The organism is Mesorhizobium sp. WSM3866 (genome assembly GCF_002294795.1).
GTDB lineage: Bacteria > Pseudomonadota > Alphaproteobacteria > Rhizobiales > Rhizobiaceae > Mesorhizobium.
Window position 1 is genome coordinate 100,391 of the sequence record NZ_NSGC01000004.1, and the last position, 14,541, is coordinate 114,931.

General features: G+C 64.9%; 12 protein-coding genes and 1 pseudogene. 5 read left to right on the plus strand and 8 right to left on the minus strand.

Annotated features, from left to right (window positions below; translation table 11 throughout):
• Nucleotides 1–101: 101 nt before the first annotated feature.
• Together ehuA and CK222_RS11050 are read right to left on the minus strand one after the other, a co-directional pair.
• Entirely contained in the window at nt 102–887 is a 786-nt protein-coding gene (gene ehuA / locus CK222_RS11045; RefSeq protein ID WP_067326178.1) for an ectoine/hydroxyectoine ABC transporter ATP-binding protein EhuA, read from the minus strand.
• A 136-nt stretch (nt 888–1,023) separates the two neighbouring features.
• Entirely contained in the window at nt 1,024–2,409 is a 1,386-nt protein-coding gene (locus tag CK222_RS11050; protein ID WP_067326174.1) for a PLP-dependent aminotransferase family protein, read from the minus strand.
• 84 nt (nt 2,410–2,493) lie between these two features.
• Here CK222_RS11050 and CK222_RS11055 point away from each other — a divergent pair, with 84 nt between their 5' ends.
• The 4 genes from CK222_RS11055 to CK222_RS11070 all read left to right on the plus strand — a co-directional run bounded on the left by CK222_RS11055 (nt 2,494) and on the right by CK222_RS11070 (nt 7,190).
• A complete protein-coding gene (locus CK222_RS11055; RefSeq protein WP_095800633.1) occupies nt 2,494–2,979 on the plus strand; it encodes an Lrp/AsnC family transcriptional regulator in 486 nt (161 codons plus the stop codon).
• Nucleotides 2,980–3,108: 129 nt separating this feature from the next.
• On the plus strand, nt 3,109–4,602 hold the full coding sequence (locus tag CK222_RS11060; RefSeq protein WP_095800411.1) for an NAD-dependent succinate-semialdehyde dehydrogenase: 1,494 nt from the start codon (nt 3,109–3,111) through the stop codon (nt 4,600–4,602).
• 36 nt (nt 4,603–4,638) lie between these two features.
• Complete coding sequence (locus CK222_RS11065; RefSeq protein ID WP_095800412.1) at nt 4,639–6,018, plus strand: aspartate aminotransferase family protein; 1,380 nt, start codon at nt 4,639–4,641, stop codon at nt 6,016–6,018.
• 68 nt (nt 6,019–6,086) lie between these two features.
• Complete coding sequence (locus tag CK222_RS11070) at nt 6,087–7,190, plus strand: alcohol dehydrogenase family protein (protein WP_095800413.1); 1,104 nt, start codon at nt 6,087–6,089, stop codon at nt 7,188–7,190.
• 36 nt (nt 7,191–7,226) lie between these two features.
• Here CK222_RS11070 and CK222_RS11075 read toward each other — a convergent pair whose 3' ends face one another.
• From CK222_RS11075 to CK222_RS11085, 3 genes are all read right to left on the minus strand, one after another.
• Nucleotides 7,227–7,988 carry an SDR family NAD(P)-dependent oxidoreductase gene (locus CK222_RS11075; protein ID WP_095800414.1) on the minus strand — a complete coding sequence of 254 codons (762 nt, stop codon included), beginning with the start codon at nt 7,986–7,988 and terminating at the stop codon, nt 7,227–7,229.
• Nucleotides 7,989–8,022: 34 nt separating this feature from the next.
• Nucleotides 8,023–8,793 (minus strand): SDR family oxidoreductase, encoded by a 771-nt coding sequence (locus CK222_RS11080; RefSeq protein ID WP_095800415.1) that lies wholly within the window; start codon nt 8,791–8,793, stop codon nt 8,023–8,025.
• A gap of 132 nt (nt 8,794–8,925) precedes the next feature.
• The gene (locus CK222_RS11085) at nt 8,926–9,759 is read right to left on the minus strand and encodes a GNAT family N-acetyltransferase (protein ID WP_095800416.1); all 834 of its coding nucleotides are present in this window, start codon (nt 9,757–9,759) and stop codon (nt 8,926–8,928) included.
• A 332-nt stretch (nt 9,760–10,091) separates the two neighbouring features.
• Between CK222_RS11085 and CK222_RS11090 the strand changes: the two genes are divergently transcribed.
• Nucleotides 10,092–10,958, plus strand: a complete 867-nt coding sequence (locus CK222_RS11090) for a hypothetical protein (RefSeq protein WP_095800417.1) — start codon at nt 10,092–10,094, stop codon at nt 10,956–10,958.
• 189 nt (nt 10,959–11,147) lie between these two features.
• On the opposite strand, the pseudogene CK222_RS11095 reads toward CK222_RS11090, so the two are convergent.
• The 3 genes and pseudogenes from CK222_RS11095 to CK222_RS11105 form a co-directional block, all read right to left on the minus strand.
• Nucleotides 11,148–12,663: pseudogene (locus CK222_RS11095) on the minus strand (aldehyde dehydrogenase family protein).
• Between the two features lie 184 nt (nt 12,664–12,847).
• A complete protein-coding gene (locus tag CK222_RS11100; protein ID WP_095800418.1) occupies nt 12,848–14,122 on the minus strand; it encodes an RNA polymerase sigma factor in 1,275 nt (424 codons plus the stop codon).
• Nucleotides 14,119–14,493 carry a YciI family protein gene (locus tag CK222_RS11105; RefSeq protein ID WP_067002334.1) on the minus strand — a complete coding sequence of 125 codons (375 nt, stop codon included), beginning with the start codon at nt 14,491–14,493 and terminating at the stop codon, nt 14,119–14,121. Before CK222_RS11105 ends, CK222_RS11100 begins: the two co-directional genes overlap by 4 nt.
• Nucleotides 14,494–14,541: the final 48 nt, after the last annotated feature.

Sequence of the window (14,541 nt, forward strand, 5' to 3'; positions counted from 1 at the left end):
TTCCCAACTCCTTGTTTCTCTTCTTGGTTCGCTCGGTTCGGATGGCGTCCTTGCCACCCGTTTCTGGATTTCGGGACGGCTTCGCCGCCCTGGCATGACGGTCAGACGCGATGTCCGGCCGCGATGATCTTCTTCAGGAAGCCCTGCGTGCGTTCCTGCTTGGGATGGCGGAAAATCTCATCGGGCTTGCCTTCCTCGACGATCCTGCCGCGATCGAAGAACAGCACGCGATCGGCGAAGTCGTGGGCAAAGCCCATCTCATGAGTGACGAGCAACATCGTCATGTCGGTTTCGGCGGCGAGCTTGCGCATGACATTGAGCACCTCCTCGACCAGCTCGGGGTCGAGCGCCGAGGTGACCTCGTCGAACAGCATGATCTTTGGCGACAGCGCCAGCGCGCGGGCGATCGCGACGCGCTGCTTCTGGCCGCCGGAAAGCTGTGCCGGCATGCTCTTCGCCTTATCGGCGAGGCCCACCATGTCGAGCAGTTCCATCGCCCGTTTTTCGGCGGCGGCTCGCGCCACGCCCTTGGTCAGCATCGGCGCCAGCGTGACATTGTCCATGACGCATTTGTGCGGGAAAAGATTGAAGAGCTGGAAGACCATGCCGATCTTCTGGCGCATCTTGGCCAGGTGCCGCTCGTCGGCCGGCACCAGCTGGCCGTTGCGCTCCATGTGATAGAGCTGCTCGCCGTCGATCTGGATATGGCCGCCGTCGATCTTTTCCAGCGTCATCAGGATGCGCAGGATCGTCGTCTTGCCCGATCCGGATGGGCCGATCAGCGCCAGCTTCTCGCCTGGCATGACCTGCATCGACAGGCCGTCCAGCACCTTGAAGGCGCCGAAGCTCTTCGAAATGGCGTCGACCTTGATGATGGGCGCGGGCAATCCATTTCCCCGTTCTGAAGCGGCCTATGCTCCTAACGATGCGAAACGCGCTAAATCATGTCAATTAGGAAAATAATATCATGACAATTTTTCGAGAGCTGCACAATTTCAGGGCAATTGGCGAGCCGCTTTTGCATCAGATGGCGAGCAGAAGATGCTCCGGATCGCCCAGCAGGAGCTTGGCGACAACGCTCAAGCCCGAGCGCAGTTCCCCTTCGGTGGTCGAGCCGAGCGAGATGCGCACGGCCGGATGCCACGGCGTGTCGGCGATGCGGAACGACGTGCCCGGGGCAATCGCCACGCCGCGCAGGCGCGCCTGCGCAACGAAGCTCTCCTCGGCGCGGTCGCCCGGCAATTCGAGCCACAGATGCAGCCCTTCGCGATGGGAGCGATAGTCGACGCCGGCCAGCATTTCGGCTGCGATTTCCTGCCGGCGTCTCAACGCCCCGCGTTGCCAGTTGACCAACTCAAAAGCCGTGCCGTCATTCACCCACCGCGTCGCGATTTCCGCCACCATCGGCGTCGCCATCCAGTTCGAGACGAGATGGCGGTTGGCGACGGCCGCGACATAGCGGTCGGGCACGGCGAGATAGCCGATGCGCAGGCCGGGCACGGTGATCTTGGTGAAGGAGGTGACGTAGAGCGTCCGCTCGGGCGCGAAGGCGGCAACCGCCGGAGGCCGGCCTTCGACGAGCGGCCCGAGCACGTCGTTCTCGATGATGGCGATGTCATGTTTGCGCGCGACCGCGGCGATCTGCTCGCGCCGGCTGTCGTCCATCAAGCTCGCCGTCGGGTTGATGACCGATGGCTGGACGAAAACAGCGCGAATGCCGGAGAGACGGCAGGCCTCGTCCAACGCTTCCGGGACCAGGCCGTTGCCGTCGATCGGCAGGCCCTCGAGGTTGAAGCCGAGATAGCGGGCGAGCGGCACCAGCGTGTGGTGGCCGATCGCCTCGGTGGCGACCGTCGAACCGGGCGGTGCGACGCTCATCAGCGCTACCGTCATGCCGGCGGTGGCGCCGTTGGTGAGGCTGATGTTCTGCGGTGAGGCGTCGAGGCCGCAGAGCTTCAGCCATTCGACCGCCACCGTGCGATGACGCGGGAACACCATGTTCGGCCGGAACGACAGCGCCGAACTCGACGGCAGGTTCTCGGCCAGCCACCCCAACGCCTGCTTCAGCTTCTCCAGATGCATCGGCTCGCAGACCGGCTTCAGGATCGAGAGGTCGATGACCTCGCCCAACCGTTCCGGAAGGTAGGGCGGCTCCGGCTCCCGGCGCTGCGTCTGCACGAAGCTGCCGCGGCCGACCTCGCCGGCAATCAGACCGCGGCGGATCAGTTCCTCATAGGCGCGGCTGACCGTCTGGACCGAAAGTTTCAGGTCGTCGGCAAGCCGCCGGTGCGTCGGCAGTCGCGCGCCATTGGCGAGCTTTCCGTCATGGATGGCGCGCGCGAACTGATCGGCCAGCGAGAGGTAGGCCGGGCGGCGGATGAGCGCAGGATCTGGCTGCCATAATGTCATGACTTTATTAGAGATCGAAATCAGTGCAATTGACAATCGAAATAATGCATCGTCATGGTGTCCGGAACAAAAAGCGGGGCCGGCATGGCGGCAGCGAAACTCGATCCGATCGACCTCAAGATCCTCGACGCCATCCAGCGCGACGGGCGCATCACCAAGCTGGCGCTGGCCGAGAAGGTCGGCCTGTCGCCGACGCCTTGCTGGATGCGGCTGCGCAAGCTGGAAAAGGCCGGCATCGTCGCCGGCTACCACGCCGCAATCGCCATGCGCGCGATCGCGCCGGTGGCGACCGTGCTGATGGAGGTGACATTGGCCAGCCACCGGCAAGCCGATTTCGACCGTTTCGAGCGGGTCATCCGCGACGTGCCCGAGATCGTCGCCTGCTGGTCGGTCGGCGGCGGCGTCGACTATGTGGTGAAAGTGATGGCGCGGGACATCGACGCCTATCAGCGGCTGGTCGACGCCCTGCTGGAACGCGAGATTGGCATCGACCGCTACTTCACCTACATCGTCACCAAGACGGTGAAGGAGGAGTCCGTGGTGCCTGTCGCCGACCTGTTGCCAGGCTGAAGCCGGAGAGATCGTCTGGCCCGGCGGGGGATGAGAGACAATCTCTCTCCTGGCGGCTGACGAAAAAGCCTCTCTGTCTCGGTCGCGCGGCTAATCTCTCCGCATCGCCTTGGCACCGGGAGACAAACGATGTCCGCGCATTTTGCACGCCCACACCGCCACGAAGCACTGGATCGTCTCGCCGATCGCCGGCTGCTGCGCGATCTCGGCTATATCGGGGGCCATTGGACCGCCGGCGACTCGGCTGCGAGCTTCGCAGTCACCGATCCGGCCACCGGCGCTACAGTCGCCTTCGTTGCCGCCCTCGGCGCAAGCCAAACGGCGGAGGCTGTCGACGCGGCAGCGCGTGCCCTGCCGGCCTGGCGCTCCGCGCTGCCGCAGGAGCGCTCCGGAATCTTGCGAAAATGGTTCGAGCTGATCGTCGCCGCCAAGGACGACCTGGCGCTGCTGATGACGCTTGAACAGGGCAAGCCGCTAAAGGAATCGCTGGGCGAGATCGACTACGCCGCCTCCTTCCTCGAGTGGTATGCCGAGGAAGCAAAGCGCCTCAATGCCGAAAGCGTCACCAGCCATTTGCCGAATGCTCAGATGACCGTTCGCCGCGAGCCGCTCGGCGTCGTCGGCGTCGTCACCCCATGGAACTTTCCGTCGGCCATGCTCACCCGCAAGGCCGCTGCGGCGCTTGCCGCCGGCTGCACCGTGGTGGCGCATCCGTCCTCGGAAACGCCGCTTTCGGCGCTGGCGCTGGCCGAGCTCGGCGAGCGTGCCGGCCTGCCCGCCGGCGTCTTCAACGTTGTCACCGGGGATGCGCGCACCATCGTCGGCGCGATGTGCGCTGACGCCCGGGTGCGCGCCATGAGCTTCACCGGTTCGACCGACGTCGGCCGGCTGATTGCCGCGCAGAGCGCGCCGACGATGAAGCGACTGGTCATGGAGCTCGGCGGCCATGCGCCGCTGATCGTCTTCGATGATGCCGATATCGAAAAGGCGGTGACGATCGCCCTCGACGCCAAATTCGCCACCTCCGGCCAGGATTGTCTTGCCGCCAACCGCATCTATGTGCAGCGCCAGATCTATGACCGCTTCTGCGCCGCCCTCGCCCGTCGCATCGAGCGTCTGCGCACCGGCAACGGGCTTTCACCCGACGCCGATATCGGCCCGCTGATGCATGAGCGCGCCGTCAAGAAGGTGGAGGAGCAGGTCGCAGACGCGCTGGCTCGCGGCGCGCGCTGCCTCATCGGCGGCAAGCGCCATGCGGCCGGGCCGCTGTTCTATCAGCCAACGCTGCTCGTCGATGTGCCGGACGAGGCGCTGATCATGCATGAGGAAACCTTCGGCCCGGTCGCCGCCGTCACCCCGTTCGACGAGGAAGCGGAAGTCGTCGCCCGCGCCAATGCTACCGAATATGGCCTTGTCGCCTATGTCGTGACCGAGAACGGCGCGCGCCAGGCGCGCATGGGTCGCGCGCTTGAATACGGTATGGTCGCGATCAACCGGGTGAAGATCACCGGCGCGCCGATCCCGTTCGGCGGAGTCAAGCAGTCCGGCATCGGCCGCGAAGGCTCGCGCCATGGCCTCGAAGCCTTCACCGATCTGAAATACCTTTGTCTGGACGTCGCCTAGCGCACGCCGGAAGAATTCCCTGCAAGGAGAAAAAAGATGCTCGAACAGTCCAACGAACTTTCGGCCTGGGATCGCGACCACTTCTTCCATCCCTCGACGCATATGGGCACGCATGCGCGGGGCGAGTCCCCGGCACGCATCATGGCCGGCGGCGAAGGCGTCACCGTCTGGGACAACACCGGCAAGAAGAGCATCGATGCCTTTGCCGGCCTCTATTGCGTCAATGTCGGCTATGGCCGCCACAAGATCGCCGATGCCATTGCCGAGCAGGCCAAGAACCTCGCTTATTATCACGCCTATGTCGGGCACGGCACCGAGGCCTCGATTACGCTCGCCAAGATGATCATCGACCGCGCGCCGAAGGGCATGTCGAGGGTCTATTTCGGCCTCTCCGGCTCCGACGCCAACGAGACCAACATCAAGCTGATCTGGTATTACAACAACGTTCTCGGTCGGCCGGAGAAGAAGAAGATCATCTCGCGCTGGCGCGGCTACCACGGCTCCGGCGTCATGACAGGATCGCTGACCGGGCTCGAGCTGTTCCACAACGCCTTCGACCTGCCGCGCGCGCCGATCATGCACACCGAGGCCCCCTATTATTTCCGCCGCGCCGACCGCTCGATGAGCGAGGAGCAGTTTTCGCAATATTGCGCCGACAAGCTCGAGGAGATGATCCTTGCCGAGGGCCCGGACACCGTCGCGGCCTTTATCGGCGAGCCGATCCTCGGCACCGGCGGCATCGTGCCGCCGCCCGCCGGCTATTGGGAAAAGATCCAGGCAGTGCTGAACAAATACGACGTGCTGCTTGTCGCCGACGAGGTGGTGACCGGCTTCGGCCGTCTCGGCACCATGTTCGGCTCCGACCATTACGGCATCAAGCCGGACCTGATCACCATCGCGAAGGGCCTGACGTCTGCCTATGCGCCGCTTTCCGGCGTCATCGTCTCCGACAAGGTCTGGCAGGTGCTGGTCAGGGGTTCCGACAAGCTGGGCTCGCTGGGCCACGGCTGGACCTATTCGGCGCATCCCATCTGCGTCGCCGCGGGCGTCGCCAATCTCGAACTGATCGACGAGATGGATCTGGTGAGGAATGCCGGCGAGACCGGCGCTTATTTCCGCGCCGAGCTAACCAAGGCCGTCGGCGACCACAGAAACGTCGGCGAGGTCCGCGGCGACGGCATGCTGGCTGCGGTCGAGTTCGTCAGGGATCGCGACGATCGCGTCTTCTTCGATCCGGCGCTCAAAGTGGGCCCGCAGATCGCCACGGCGCTCGCGGCAAGCGGCGTCATCGCCCGCGCCATGCCGCAGGGCGACATCCTCGGCTTCGCGCCGCCGCTTTGCCTGACGCGCGAGGAGGCCGACACCATCGTCGCCAAGACCGCCGACGCCGTGAACAGCGTGTTTGCCAGCCTCTGAGGCAATCCAAGAAAGGTGTGAAACGGTTTTCCGTGGGGAATTGCGCGAAGGCAAAGGAACAGATTGACATGAATGCCATGACCAGAACCGTCCCGGCCACGATGGCCGCCGTGCAGCTCACCGGCCACGGCGGCCTGGAAAAACTCGTCTACCGCACCGATGTGAAGGTGCCGTCGCCGGCTGCCGGCGAGGTGCTGGTCAAGGTCAGCGCCTGCGGCATGAACAACACCGACGTGTGGGTGCGCCAGGGCGCCTATGGCACGGAAGAAGATGCGGCCGCGGTATCGACCTGGCGCCGGCAAGGCAACACGCTGACCTTTCCTCGCATCCAGGGCACCGATACGGTCGGCACCATCGTCGCCGTCGGTGACGGCGTACCCGCCGAGCGCATCGGCGAACGCGTCATGGTCGACTTCTCCATTTACAACCGTGACGACGATTCGCTTGCCGACATCGACTATATGGGCCACGGCCGTGACGGCGGCTATGCCGAATACCAGGCGCTGCCGGCCGAGAACGCGCATGTCGTCAATACCGATTTGAGCGATGTCGAGCTCGCCACCTTCTGCTGCGCCTATCTCACCGGCGAGCAGATGCTGGAACGTGCAGGCTTGAAGGCCGGCGAACGGGTGCTGGTCACCGGCGCCTCCGGCGGTGTCGGCTCCGGCATCGTGCAGCTGGCGCGGGCGCGGGGCGCCATTCCCTATGCCGTGGTCGGCAAGGGCAAGGAGCAAGCGGTGCTCGACATCGGCGCCGAGAAAGTGATCACGCGCGGCGTGGCCGACCTGCCTGCCGCCGTCAACGAAGCGACCGCTGGCCAACCCATCGACGTGGTCGCCGATCTTGTCGGCGGCGCCATCTTCAATGATCTGCTGCGCATCCTGCGGCCCGAGGGACGCTACACCACCGCAGGCGCCATCGCTGGGCCGGTGGTGCAGCTGGACCTGCGCACCATGTATCTGAAGCAGCTTCAGCTGCACGGATCGAGCCAGGGCACCAGGGCCGATTTCCGCCGCATCGTGCGCTACATCGAGGAGAAGAAAATCCGCCCGCTGGTCGGCGGCGTCTACAAGCTGTCGGACTTCCACCGCGCCCAGACCGACTTCATGGCCAAGGACTTCGTCGGCAAGCTGGTGGTGGTGCCGGACGCGATTGCCGACACGAACAAGTAACGGCCGATGGCGGCGGCCGACGGTTGACCTTCGCGGTCAGCCCTTGCGCTCCTGAAGGATGTTGCCGCCATCCACGACGAGGACGGCCCCGTTGACATAGCTGGCGCCGTCGGACGCCAGGAACAGCACAGCCGCAGCGACCTCCTCCGGAGTGCCGGCGCGTCCAAGCGGCGTGTTTTGCGCCGCGACGAGCTCTTCCGGCGTCGAGGCGCCCGTCGCGATCCAGCCCGGCGCCACGGCGTTGACGGTGACGCCGCTGCGGCCGACCTCCAGCGCAAGCGCATGCGTCAGCCCGACCATGCCTGCCTTGGCGGCGGAATAAGCGGCCTCGCCTTCGTTGGAGACGTAAGGGCCGGTGACCGAGGCCATGTTCACCACGCGTCCATGACCGCGCTCTACCATGCCGGCCAGAAATGCGCGTGTGGCAAGGAATGTGGTCTTCAGGCTGACATCGATGCTGCGGTCCCAGTCGCGCTCGCTGAGATCGAGAAATCGCCGCTGCAGCGCCGGCTGAGCGACCGTTCCCATCCCGGCATTGTTGACGAGGATATCGATCTCGCCGACCTCCGAGCAGAGCCGCTCGACATCCGCTGCACGCGTCAGATCGGCCACCACCGCACGAACGTCGAGCCCCTCCGCCCGCAGCTCTTCAGCGCGCTGCTCGACGCGATGCGACGAGGCGGTGATCGCGACCGCAAGCCCGGCGTCGCCGAGTGCGCGCGCCACCGCGACGCCGATGCCGTCGGCGGCGCCCGCGCCGGTCACCAGCGCCGTGCGGGATTTGCGAAACGTGGTCATGAGCCCTCCAAGGCGATGACGCCAATGCCGCGAGTCAGTATCCGGCGCTGATGCCGAAATCGATCGAAAGCGCGGCCCCGGTGATCGGCGCCGCGCCGGGCTGGCAAAGATAATGGATGAAGGAGGCGATCTCTTCCACGCCGATGAACCGTGCTCTTTCCCCTTGCGGGTAGTGCCCAAGGAGCCGGCGCTTGTAGCCGTCCGGGTCATCTCCGCCATAGGTCCTTGCCTGATACTCGATCATCGGCGTCGCCGTGTCGCCAGGACAGACGGCGTTGACCCTGATGCCGTGCGGCGCAAGCTCCAGGGCGAGAGCCTTGGTCAGCATCACCAGCCCGCCTTTGGAGGCGCAATAGACCGCCGCGCCGCTGTTGCCGACGATGCCCGCGTCGGAGGCGATATTGATGATAACGCCCTGCGCCGCCGACAGGTGCGGAATGGCGGCCGAGATCAGGAAGAAGGCGCCTTTGAGATTGACATCCAGCACCAGGTCCCATTGCTCTTCGCGGACCTCGCTTGCCGCTCCCTCGAGCCAGACGCCGGCGGCGTTGACGAGAATGTCCAGGCCGCCTCCCCACTCGCGGGCCTTGTCCACAACCTCCCGGCAGGCGGCGACGGAACGGATATCGAGCGGCAGACCGATCGCGTTCGCACCGGTCGCGGCAATCCTTGACACGGCCTCGTCGAGTTTCGCGCCGGGAAGGTCGGCGAGCACGATCCGCTCACCGTCAGCCGCAAGGCGCAGTCCCGTCGCAAGACCCATTCCCCCGGCGCCGCCCGCGATCAGGACGGTTCTTGCAGCCATTCGATAACCTCCGCTGTGCGATGAGCGTTGCGGCGAGACACAGTCCGGCATCCGAACCACGTCGGAGAGACATCTCGCATGCGCCACGCCGGACAAACAATGATCACAGCACCGAAGCCATTCGCTTCGCGATCACCCCAGCTCCAGCGTCGTGATGCCGAAAACCTTCGACGGCACATTGCCTGGTTTGCCGCCCCGATACATGCGGGTCGTCGTGAATCCGGGGACCATGCCGACAGCCTGAAGCACGGCGGTGAAGCCGATCTGGGTGGCCGGCACGTCGATATGCAGCGCCTCGCCTGCCGTCCTTCCCGTCAGTTCCGCCATCAAAGCCAGGGCTGTCTCCATGTCGTCCGCGAACAGCGGACCGATCTTGAAACCTTCGCGGCATCGGCGCGCCACGCCGTAGCCGGCAAGGCCGGTCGAGCCAGTGGACATCATCGCGATCCGGGGCGGCCGCAGCCATGCCCGCAGGAAGGCCTCCCGAGGCGCCGGGAAGCACTGGCGGTCATAGGCCAGGATCTCGGCTGTCTCGGCGGCGGCAACGGACCGGATTTCCCGACCCCCCGTTAGTCGGGCCGGACGACCGGTGAAGCGGACGGTCTCATAAGCCGGCACGAAGCCTTTGTGTTGGTAGTTGGCGCGCTGCTCGGCTACGCCGTCGAGGCCGACAATGCGGTCGCCGAGCCGAGCCATGCCGGCATCCCAGACCGCCTTGCCATGGCCTTCACCGCGCCGATCGGGCCGGCAGATATAGAGGCCGATGAAACCGAACTCCGCGCCATAGGCGACGGCCGAGATGCCGGCCACCATCTCGCCGGTGACGAAGGCGCCGATGAACCCTTCAGGATCGGCAGCCCTGAGCGCGGCGGCATCGTCGATGCCCGGATTCCATCCCTCCCTCGCCGCCCACTCGACGAGCGTTTCGACCTCGCTGGCGGTCAGCGTCCGGATCGTTCTCGGCATGGCTTCACTCGGCGCGGCCTAGAGGCAACGGATTTCAAGCCTCCAGGATAGGTCGCCGCCAGCAGGTTGCAAAGACCGGTTTTGGACGTTGCCGACCTGTCCACTCACGAAGCCCAAGCGTCGATGCTCCTTCGCCGATTCGGCGAAGAGGCCGCCCATTGAACGCTAGACCGTCGAGCGAATTATTATCCGGGTTTTTCGAATCGATGCAAAGGGTTAGCAAGAACGCGTCGAAACATCAGCTGTTGTTCCAATGGGTAACTGGACACGACCGTGGAAGGCGGGGAATCTTCTTTGGTCGTTGCTTCGAATTGAATGGAGTGCCCGAGGAAATGCCCCTGAGCGCCGAAGAAATCGCCAGTCATCCGGCAGCTCTGCGCGGTGTCAAGGAGCAGTCGCGCGCGCTCATCCATATCTACGAAACCAGCCCGCGCCTTGCCGCCGTTTTTGCCACTCAGCAGCGCTGGCTGCTCGGCCATGTCGGACTTGCGCTGCATTTCAGGCGCGACCCCGATGACCGTCGCACCGAAATGACCGTAGCGCGTTTCATCGAGGTCGTGCGCCGCAATTCAGTCGCCAGCCGCAACACCGCCGAAGCGTTCGTCAAGGAAATGCTCCGTTACAACGTCGCCGAATATATTTCGTCGCGTGGCGATGGCCGGGCTCATCCGTTGCGGGTGACCGCGGCCACCATCGAGACCTTTACCGGCTGGATCCATGCCCATTTGCGAACGCTCGACCGCATCGATGGCGGAGCCCGGCTGACGACTTTCCTCGGACACCCCGATATGCTGGCCAAGCTGCAGCCATTGATCTGCGACGGATTGCTCGCATCCATTCCGGTGCGGGAACCCCAGCAAACCTTCTCGTTGTTCATCTGGCTCAACAACGGCGGCATCGTCATGGACTGGCTGATGTCGGGTATCGATCCGGAGGACGCCAGCCTCGAGAAGATTCCGACCGGCGTCATCTCGATCAGCGAATTTGCGCATTGGCTGAAGCTGTCGCGCACGCATCTGGCGCGCAAGCTCCGCGACGCCGAGGCGCTCGGCAGCATCGGCTGGGTCGGCCAGCGCGGACATTCCGTCATGTGGGTGTCGCGGCAGTTCTTCGACGAATACATGGCCGTCCAGGCAGCCAAGCTCGCCATCGTCGACGCAGCCTTCGAGGCGAGTTTTTCCGGCGCGAGCGAAGGCTGAGCGCCGCGGCGCCTGCTCCGAGCTTGCCGTGACGGCGCGCAAAGAGACGCGCCGTTGAGCCGCTTCGACCATGACGCGGCGCTCAGAGCAATTCCAGGAAAGTGTGAAACGGTCTTCCGTCCGGAATTGTCAAATCAAAGAGCTAGGGAGGCTTGCCGTTTCCGTGGAACGGTGAACCGCTCTATGTCCTCAGTCGATGTCGAACGACACGCCTTGCGCCAAGGGCAGGGCCTTGGAGAAGTTCACCGTGTTGGTGGCGCGCCGCATATAGGCCTTCCAGGCGTCCGAGCCGCTCTCCCGGCCGCCGCCGGTTTCCTTCTCGCCGCCGAATGCGCCGCCGATCTCGGCGCCCGACGTGCCGATATTGACATTGGCGATGCCGCAGTCCGAACCGTCGACGCCGAGAAAGCGCTCCGATTCCTGCAGGTCACGGGTAAAGATCGAGGATGACAGGCCTGCGCCGACCGCATTGTGCAGGTCGAGCGCCTCGTCGAAATCGGCATATTTCATCACATAGAGGATCGGCGCGAAGGTCTCTTCCGTCACCGGCGAAACCTGCTTCGGCATTTCGACGAGCGCCGGATGCACATAGTAGGCCTCGGGATGGCCGTTCTCGAACCGCTTGCCCCCGGTCACCTTGCCGCCATGCGCTTCCGCTTCGTTCAACGCCTTCTGCATATTGTCGAAGGCGGCCTTGTCGATCAGCGGACCGACCAGCGCCGAGGTCTCCAGCGGATTGCCGACCGAAACGCTCTGATAGGCCTTCTTCAGGCGCGGCAGCAGCGCGTCATAGACGCTCTCGTGCACGAACAACCGCCTGAGCGTCGTGCAGCGCTGGCCGGCGGTGCCCATGGCGCCGAACGCAATGGCGCGCAGCGCCATGTCGAGATCGGCGCTCGGGCATACGATGCCGGCATTGTTGCCGCCGAGCTCGAGCACCGCGCGTGCAAAACGCTTGGCCAGCCGCGGACCGACCTCGCGGCCCATGCGGGTCGAGCCCGTGGCCGAGACCAGCGGCACCTTCGGATGGTCGACCAGCACCTCGCCGACGGCGCGGTCGCCGATCAGCACCTGGAGTAGTCCTTCCGGCGCATCGGCGCCGAAACGCCTGGCGGCGCGCTCGAAGATCGCCCCGCAGGCAAGCGCCGTCAGCGGCGTCTTTTCCGACGGCTTCCACACCACCGCGTCACCGCACACGAGTGCAAGTGCCGCGTTCCACGACCACACCGCGACGGGGAAGTTGAAGGCCGAGATCACGCCGACGACGCCGAGCGGATGCCAGGTTTCCATCATGCGGTGTCCAGGGCGCTCGGTGGCGATGGTCAGGCCGTAGAGCTGGCGGGAAAGACCGACCGCGAAATCGCAGATGTCGATCATCTCCTGTACTTCGCCAAGACCCTCGGACGGGATCTTGCCGACCTCGATCGACACCAGCCGGCCGAGCTCCGCCTTGTGAGCACGCAACTCCTCGCCGAGCAGGCGCACCAGTTCGCCCCGCTTCGGCCCCGGCACCAGCCGCCAGGCCTGGAAGGCCTTGTGCGCGACATCGATAGCCTTTGCCGGCATCGACCGCCGAGATCGACTTCAGTGCCGCGATCTGCTCGCCCGTCACCGGGCTGCGCACGATGAGGTCGCCGCCGGAAAGCGTATCCTTGGCGACGCCAAGTTTCTCCAGAAGTGAGGCCGTTTCCTTCGCAATCGTCATGTTTGTTCCTTTTCAGATCTCGCCTTGGATATGGCGAGCGTCGAAGCCTTGCGCCACGTCTTGTCGCCGCCCTGAGGCACGACGGCGCTTTCATGGCGTGGCATTACTCGTTTCAGGGAAAAACCGCCACCCCGGGATGGTCCAACCCCCGGCGCGCAAAATTGGGCCAGCAGTGAAAATGGGATCAGCGCGCCTTCTTGGCCTGCGACTTCTCGGTGCTTTCCTTGATCAGCCGGTCGATATGCATGCGGATATGAGCGGCTTCGGCGGCGGTGTTGGCTAAAGCGATCGCGCGGTCGAAGGCCACGCGCGCCTCCTCGCCACGGCCGAGCTGCATCAGCAGGCCGCCCTTCAGGCCGAAGAAGTGGAAATAGCCTGCCAGCCGATCCTCTAGCGGCTCGATCATCGCCAGCGCCGCTTCGGGGCCGCGCACCTTGCTCACCGCAACCGCGCGGTTCAGCGTCACTACCGGCGACGGCTGCATCTGCTCGAGCAAGCCGTAGAGCAGGTCGATCTCGGTCCAGTCCGTATCCTCGGGTGTTGCCGCCCGCGCATGCAATGCCGCGATCGCCGCTTGCACCTGGTATGGGCCAGGCTTGCGATGACGCAGCGCCTTGTCGACCAGCGCCAGGCCCTCGTCGATCATCTTGCGGCTCCAGAGCGACCGGTCCTGATCCTCGAGCAGCACGATCTCGCCATGCGCGTCGAAGCGCGCCGGCGCGCGTGCATGCTGGAGAAGCAGCAGCGCCGTCAGCCCCATGATCTCCGGTTCCTGCTGAAACAGCCTGAGCAGCAGCCGGGCGAGCCGGATCGCCTCCTCGCAAAGCGGCGCGCGGGCCGGCGCCTCGCCGCCATTGGTCGAATAGCCCTCGTTGAAGATCAGATAGATCATGGCCGCGACCGCCGCCAAGCGCTCGGAACGCTCGACCGCGCCTGGCGTCTCGAACGGCACGCCGGCATCGGCGATGCGCGCCTTGGCCCGGGTGATGCGCTGCTCCATGGCGCTCTCGCCGACGAGAAAGGCGCGCGCGATCTGCTTGACGGTCAGGCCGGAGACGATGCGCAGCGCGACCGCGATCTGCTGCGTCGCCGGCAGGTCCGGATGGCAGCAGATGAACAGGAGCCGCAGGATATCGTCGCGATAATGCGCGCCGTCCAGCCGCTCGGCCATATCGCCTTCGGCATCCTCGAGATCGGAGATCTGGTCCTCTTCCGGCATCGGCGCCTGCTTGGCGCGCTTGCGCACCGCGTCGATGCCGCTGTTGCGGCCGACGAAGATCAGCCAGGCCGCCGGATCGCGCGGCGGCCCGTTTTTCGGCCAGTTCTTCAGCGCCCTCAGGCATGCATCCTGGAAAGCTTCTTCCGCGGCGTCGAGGTCGCGGAAATAGCGCAGCAGCGCGCCCATCGCCTGCGGACGGGCGGTGCTGATCGCGTTGCTGATCCAGGCAAGCTCGGTCATGCGGGAACCTTTGTCGGATTGAAGACCGAGATCGGCCTGATCTCGTAGGAACCACCGCTCGGATTGACCTCGGAGAGTTCGCGAGCGAACTCGACGGCTTCGTCCAGGTGATTGCATTCGAGCGTGTAGAAGCCGAGGAACTGCTCCTTGGTCTCGGCGAACGGGCCGTCGAGCACCACCGATTCGCCCTTGACCTTGCGAAGCGTCGTCGCGGCTGTGGTCGGCAGCAGGCGCGCCACCGGCCCCAGCCGGCCTGCCCTGGCGTATTTGTCCTGTACGTTGAGGAGCTTTGCCATGACCTCCTCGTCCTGTTCCTTGCTCCAGGAGCAGACGACGTCTTCGGAGGCATAGCAGAGGATGGCATAAAGCATGGCGCGTCCTTTCCGTATCAAAGGACGCAACAGTAGGACCCTTCCCGA